This window comes from Deltaproteobacteria bacterium, assembly GCA_011773515.1.
In the GTDB taxonomy this organism is placed as follows: Bacteria; Desulfobacterota; Deferrimicrobia; order J040; family J040; genus WVXK01.
In genome coordinates, this window is the sequence record WVXK01000111.1 from 16,692 (window position 1) to 22,850 (window position 6,159).

5 protein-coding genes are annotated in these 6,159 nt (G+C 57.6%); all 5 read right to left on the minus strand.

Going from position 1 to position 6,159, the window contains the following annotated elements; all coding sequences use genetic code 11:
• Positions 1 to 204: 204 nt before the first annotated feature.
• Positions 205 to 996 (minus strand): N-formylglutamate amidohydrolase, encoded by a 792-nt coding sequence (locus tag GTN70_11830; GenBank protein ID NIO17648.1) that lies wholly within the window; start codon positions 994 to 996, stop codon positions 205 to 207.
• Positions 920 to 2,110, minus strand: coding sequence for a glutamate--cysteine ligase (locus GTN70_11835; GenBank protein ID NIO17649.1), 1,191 nt, complete (start codon positions 2,108 to 2,110; stop codon positions 920 to 922). The genes GTN70_11830 and GTN70_11835 overlap by 77 nt, the downstream gene beginning before the upstream one ends.
• Positions 2,111 to 2,163: 53 nt before the next feature.
• Positions 2,164 to 3,576, minus strand: a complete 1,413-nt coding sequence (locus tag GTN70_11840) for a RimK family alpha-L-glutamate ligase (protein NIO17650.1) — start codon at positions 3,574 to 3,576, stop codon at positions 2,164 to 2,166.
• A complete protein-coding gene (locus GTN70_11845) occupies positions 3,551 to 4,297 on the minus strand; it encodes a hypothetical protein (GenBank protein ID NIO17651.1) in 747 nt (248 codons plus the stop codon). Before GTN70_11845 ends, GTN70_11840 begins: the two co-directional genes overlap by 26 nt.
• A 237-nt stretch (positions 4,298 to 4,534) precedes the next feature.
• Positions 4,535 to 5,923 carry a hydroxylamine oxidoreductase gene (locus tag GTN70_11850; GenBank protein NIO17652.1) on the minus strand — a complete coding sequence of 463 codons (1,389 nt, stop codon included), beginning with the start codon at positions 5,921 to 5,923 and terminating at the stop codon, positions 4,535 to 4,537.
• Positions 5,924 to 6,159 lie beyond the last annotated feature (236 nt).

Sequence of the window (6,159 nt, forward strand, 5' to 3'; positions counted from 1 at the left end):
GAAGGGTTCCGCTTCATCCTCGTGGACGAATTCACGGTAGAGGAACAGTAAGAACGATGCAGCCAGGAAATGCTCCGGGACGGGGTCCCATCCGGCGCACAGGTTGAAAAGACCCCGGGTTCCGGTAAACCCGTTGCCGGAGCCCGGGAGGCTTTTTCACACCGCGCGCTGATGGTGTGAGCCAGATTGTTTTCCCGGGCGACGTCAGGACGGATTTTTCCCGGTTATCAGGCCGATGCTCGCGATGAGTGTTCGCCTGATATCGGCCCACTTCCTGCTGTCTTCGATGTGTTTGCTGTTCACTTCCAGCTCGATGCCCCGGTAGAGTTCCTCGAAAAATCGTCCCCTGAGGTATGTGGTAAAACCGTCGCTGGCCCCCCGGTACGGGTAATTCAGGCGAATGCGCAGACCCGGCGACATGCCTTTGATGATATCCCGCCATTTTGCGGCCAGGTCCCTTTCGTGAGTCCTTGCGGGCTCGTACAGCAGGCCCAGGTCGGCCCTGCGGACTCTGCCCTTGAGAACCGGCGTGAAGGTGTGAACGGATACGTGCAGGACCGGTTTTCCCCCTTTGACCATGTCCCGTATCCGTGATTCCACGCTGTTGCGGTACGGGTGGTAATGCAACCGGAGGACCTTCTCCTTTTCCTTTTCGGGGAGGCAGCGGCTGANNCGGCTGAGCTCGGAGAAGAGCCCCCTTTTGTGGGCGGAGCGATTGCTGTCCACCAGGAGGCGAGATACGGTTGCCAAGAAAAGGGGTGCAGAGTGGGACGAGGCTATTGCCCGGGCAAGCCCCCGTGCGCCGCGGTCGAACCCTCTGTGGGTCTCGAGAATGTGTTCGTTGCCACGAAACAGTTCCCGGTACTCCCGGGGTATGCGATTTCCGCCATGTTCGCAGGTTATGATGAGGGCATTTGCGCTAACCAGTGTAGATTCTCCCTTCCGCGAGGCAGTCGCACAACCCCCGGTAGACGTCAGAGACCCTCTCGGGCGCAAGCTCCCCGCCGAGTGCCCGTAAGATTCTGCTCGAAAGGGTGCCGTTTTTGATTATCGCAAGAAGGGTATCTCTCCAGGCGGCCGTCTCCTCCCGGGTGGCGGGAAAGAGCGTCTCCACGAGGTGCTGCCACAGCTCCCCTGCGGTGCACCGGCCGGAGAGGCGGAAACCGAGGGCGTCGAGGTACTTCCTGTCGGATATGACGGCATACTCCCCCGCGGTCATGGTGGTAAGCATAACCCTTTCCAGTTCCTCCACGCCGAAGGATTTCTGTCTGGCCACGTCGCACCAGAGTTCCGAGACCATCGCCTCGATTACCCTGACGATCGCTGCGATGATGGAAAGGTCCGCCATCGGGCACTCCTGTATGTCGATTATGCGGATCTCGATGGTGCTGCGTTCGAACCTTGCTATGGCGCCCCGGGCGTTGAGCCACTCGTGTCGCAGTATGCCTTCCGGGTCGTGGGGTGCGATGTCCCGGTACAGCCTCTGGAGGATGAGGTGATCGTACTCCTTCGGTGTAAACACGGGTTCGGGGATCACCCTTCCGGTTATGGAGGGAATCTTCCCGGAGTTTTTCCGGTAGAGGTCGAGACGGGTGTCCAGCATTCCCGTCGGTTTCAACTCCAACAGTGGTGAACTGGCAGCGATGGCGGGAATGATCGGCAAAATGAGGCGGACGGCCGCGTGGAGGCGGCCGAATTCTTCGTCGCCGGCGAAGGGGAGGTTGAGGTGGGAACACTGCAGGTTTGCCCATCCGTGACCCCTGCAGTCGAAGATTCTGTTGAACGCGTCGTATATCTCGTTGTCCTGGTGGGGCCAGAGCTTCATCTCCCGGTCGGGATTCATCCAGGGGTGCGTTGAGGTGGGCATCAGGCGCCCCCCCAGGGGATCGAGAAGCCTGTTTACCCTGCCCACGTGGTCATGAAATATTTCGGGAAGGGGATGGAGGTTTTTCGCGGGCCCATTCGTTTTGAGCTCGATAACGTGGAGGACGAGCTCGTTGGACCACAGCAGGTTCCCTACCTCCACCTCGGATTCGTATTCCCCCGCAACGGCGCAAAGGACCTCGTCGGAGACGGGGAGAACATCGAGCGATGCCGAGTCGACGATCATGTATTCCAGCTCGACTCCGAAACCGCTGAAACGGAATTTCGAGGGCACAGCGCTCAGGGCATGCCACCTCCCCGTTTCTGCTTTTCTATCCTCTTCAGGACCACTTCCATGATTTTTCTGTACAGCCCGTCCTTGAGAACGGCGTCCTCAAATCCCGCATCGATGCTCGGGTTGTCATTGANNCCTATTATGTTTGCGGCCTTCACGGCGGTTCGGACCATGTTCCTCGGGGCCCGTTCAACGGGGAACGTCTCCACCTTTCCCTCGGATGTTTTCCCCATTTTGGTCCTCTTGATGATCTGCCAGTGTTTTCTCGCCATGTAGTACTTGCACACGTAGAGGGGTTTTCCGTCAAGGATTCCCACCCGCCAGTCGAAGGGAGTGGGCAGGTATTCCTGGGCGATGACCAGGTCCGATTTTTCCAGCATTTCCATGACCGCTCTCTTCATCGAATTTTTATCTTCCACCTTTATCACGCCCTGCGAGAAGGAGCTGTCGGGCTTTTTGAGGATGCAGGGCAGTTTCAACACGTCGGCTATCCCCGATACGTTTTCCCGGTGAACGATGAGCGTTTTCGGCGCGGGGATCCCGTGCTGGTAAAGCAGCTCGGCCAGGTAGACTTTGTTCGTGCACTTCAGTATCGAGTCGGGGTCGTCGATGACAACGAGCCCTTCCGCCGCCGCCCGGCGGGCAAAGCGGTAGGTGTGGTGGTTGACGGCGGTCGTTTCCCGGATGAAGAGGGCGTCAAACTCGGCGATCCGCCCGTAGTCTTCCCTCTCGATCAGCTCCGTCCTCATGCCGAGCGAAATCGCCGCCTTGACGAAGCGCTTGAGTGCCCTCTCGTCGGAGGGAGGCTCGTGCTCCATGGGGTTTCGCAAAATGGCAAGGTCGAACCGGGGGGCAGCCCTTTTCGAGACGGCTATCCTTTTTCCCGAGAAGTATTCCCGTGCAAATTCAACGACAAATTCCTGGTGGGTCTCCGGAATTTCGCTCGCAGCGACCGGGCGTATGCTGTGGAGCCGCCAGAGGTCGTTCTTCCTGAAGTGAGCCTGCAGAAGAGGCGCCTGAAAGAGCTTGAAAAGGTTCCTGCTCAGGCGGTCATGTTTCTTTGCCATGTTGCGGCCGAAATAGATGCTGAGGGTAAACTCCCCGGACTGGATCGTTTTCAGCGACTGCTGGATGATCTCGTCTATATCCTCGGAGATGAAGCGTGTGATGGACGGTGATTTCATGTCCTGCATCGCCATGATGCTCGGAAAGGCTCTGTGCCCCCTCGCCGAGGCGAGCAGCGAAACATAGTATCCGGTGCTCTGGTAGCGGTACGACCTGCAGAGGTTGAAGACTCGCGCGCCGCGAAGCCTGCTGTAGCGGTTTTCGGCAAGGTATTTTCTGGCAGATACGAGCTCCACCCCGGGCAGGTCGAAAGGCCAGTCGGCGGGGTTATTTGCGACGATCAGAACGGCCACGTTTGTCTCCTCTACGGCCCCACCGGGGTTCGATAACGAGCAGGTTCGCGTCGTATGTGAGGATACCGAGGAGTATGGAGCATACCAGCCTGTCGATGTTCACCTCGTAGAGGTGTTTCATCGATTTCTGCTCATACACGTATGGATCGGCGACGAGTACCGATCGGTCCTCCCGGTCGTACCCGCACAAAACGACGAAGTGGCCTGCCGGTTCTCCGAGAAGATCGTCATATTCAGAATCGGGTCCGTATTCCCGCTCACTCCGGTAGAGGTAGGTGGCGCTGAGTCCCGTGAGGATGGGAATCGACCGTTTCATGTGCTTTCTGATCAGGGCGGTCGTGAGGTCTTCGAATCTCAGTTCACCCCCGAGGTCGAGAAATTTCAGGTAGTACCGGGAGGCGGCCCTGAGTTTCGCCACCTTTTTTTTCTGCATCTGGGCGCCGAGCCGCTCCCTGAGGTAGCCCGGGCCTGCCGCGAACCAGGTAGGGTCGAATATCTGGAGGTTGTAGGTGTATATTCTCGCCCGGTATCCTCGTTCGAGGGCATGACAGGCAAGCTGGACGGCCAGGGTTCCCCCCTCCTTGAGGTGAGGCACCTCGGAAATGATCCGGTCCAGGGGCACATCGTCGCCGAAGTACCGATAGATTGCGTGAAGGCAGGTCGGGCCGCAGCTCAGATCGTCGGGTTGAGGGAGGATTTCGAAAGCAAGACGGGTCTTCATCGTATATTTCTCACGCTGCCGTTGGATTCATGAGAAATATGTCCCGCTCATCTCATCGTTTCGATACGTGTGATAAAACCCTGGGTAATTATAATACAGGCGCAAGAAAAAATAACCTTTTCCTTCTCTTCCCCCCGGGGTCAGTTCCCATTTTCTCAGGTTTTAGCGTCATTCCGCGCACCTGATATGAGGATATGGGAACTGACCCCGGGATGTGGACATGCCTACGGGCTCAGTTCACGGCTTTTTTTCCAGTTCCTTTATTTTCCTTCTCATCTCGATATCGTTGATCATCGCTCCCAGCTTGTTCATGATCGCATCCACGGCTCCGTTCCAGTGTGTCCAATCGGGCCCCATCATGCTGGCTCCCATTCTCCAGCGCCTCCCGTCGTGGTGCCAGACGAGGTAGTGCATGATCTCGGGTGTCTCGTCGAGGGGGTTGTCCTTGCTGATGAGTCCCTCCTCGTAGGCCTGTTTGAGCAGGTTGTCGGTGTAATCCCAGAGCCTGTTGTAGTCTGCCACGACCCTGTCGAACTCGATGAGATAGTTGTCGGCCCACTGGCTGGAGTGGCACTGGTAGCAGACCTTTTTCATTTCTGCCCTTCCCCTTTCCGCTTTTTCTTTGTCGGGAACCCTTTTGAGGACGAAATCCAGCTCATCGGGCCCCTTCCACTGAGGAACCGATTTTTTCGGCTGCAGTTCCCAGTAGAGCCTCGCCCCCACGTCGTGCGTGGTCTTGACGGCCTTCCCGAAACCGCTGATGTGGCACGTTGCGCATGTAGGTGCCACTATGTCTTCCGGGCCCCACTTCCCCGATGGGGCACTCCAGTTCCAGCTCTCCCCTGACGAGGCGTATATGTTTCCGTGCTTGGATTCCTCGTAGATCTCGTGCTGGGGGTGGTCGGGCCCGAGGTGGCACTGGCCGCATGTTTCGGGCTTTCTCGCTTCCTCGATACTGAACCGGTGCCTCGTGTGGCAGTAGGTGCATGCCCCCAGGCTCCCGTCGGGATTTATCCTCCCCACGCCCGCGTTGGGCCAACCGGAGAGCTTCCCCTCGGGTCCGGCGATGATGAAGGAGCCATGACATTCTATGCACCCCAGGACCACGTTGTTGTGGTTGTATTCAGGGTCATCGAGGAGGCCTATTTTCTTCAGTATGCCGCTATCCGGAAAAAGCGGCGTGAGGGCTCTTTTCGCCATCTCCTCGGGGTTGAGCTTTTTTGCGGTTTCCTGCGTCATTGGATCGAGCCCCATCTCCCTGGCCTTCATGTAGTATGGTTTCAGAGGTCCGAGGAAAGCACCCCAGGCGTGTTTACTCACCGAGTTCTGCTCCACCGCTTCCGCGTGGCAACCCGCGCAGTATCGGGGAGAGGGCACTGCGGTTATCATTTTCTCTCCGTGGCGGTAAGCCGAGGGGTCGCCATCTTTTCCCCCGTGGCAACCGAGACAGCTGACATCCTCGGTACTGTGTTTGCTGTCCTTCCACTGCTTCACGATCCCCGGCGTCTTCGTCACGTGGCATCCGACGCAGGGGGCCTTGCCGCCGGCCTCCTCCGAAATCGAGGAACTCGCAGACAGAAAGGTAAGTCCAAGGCACAGAAAAAAGACGAAAAGTAGCTTCCTCATGGCTCTTCCCTCCGGTTTGATCGTTCACTGCGTTGGGTAAATTGAGAAATGCCCGGTAGCTATTTCCCCGGGGTGATTCTGAATTGCGTGTGGAGTGATGTTAGCATCGATCTGCTAATGACCTATTATTGTAGAATTGGCCCGGCGGGTCAAATCGTAATTTTCCGGGGATGTATGCGATCGGGGCGAGAGCCTTAGCAAGCACCGAATAAGATGGGAATGCGTAAAGTACGGGG

Bases quoted from the DNA above. Each gene is read 5' to 3' on its own strand.
- GTN70_11835 (NIO17649.1), bottom strand. From the start codon at position 2,110: ATGATCGTCGACTCGGCATCGCTCGATGTTCTCCCCGTCTCCGACGAG.
- GTN70_11845 (NIO17651.1), bottom strand. From the start codon at position 4,297: ATGAAGACCCGTCTTGCTTTCGAAATCCTCCCTCAACCCGACGATCTG.
- GTN70_11850 (NIO17652.1), bottom strand. From the start codon at position 5,923: ATGAGGAAGCTACTTTTCGTCTTTTTTCTGTGCCTTGGACTTACCTTT.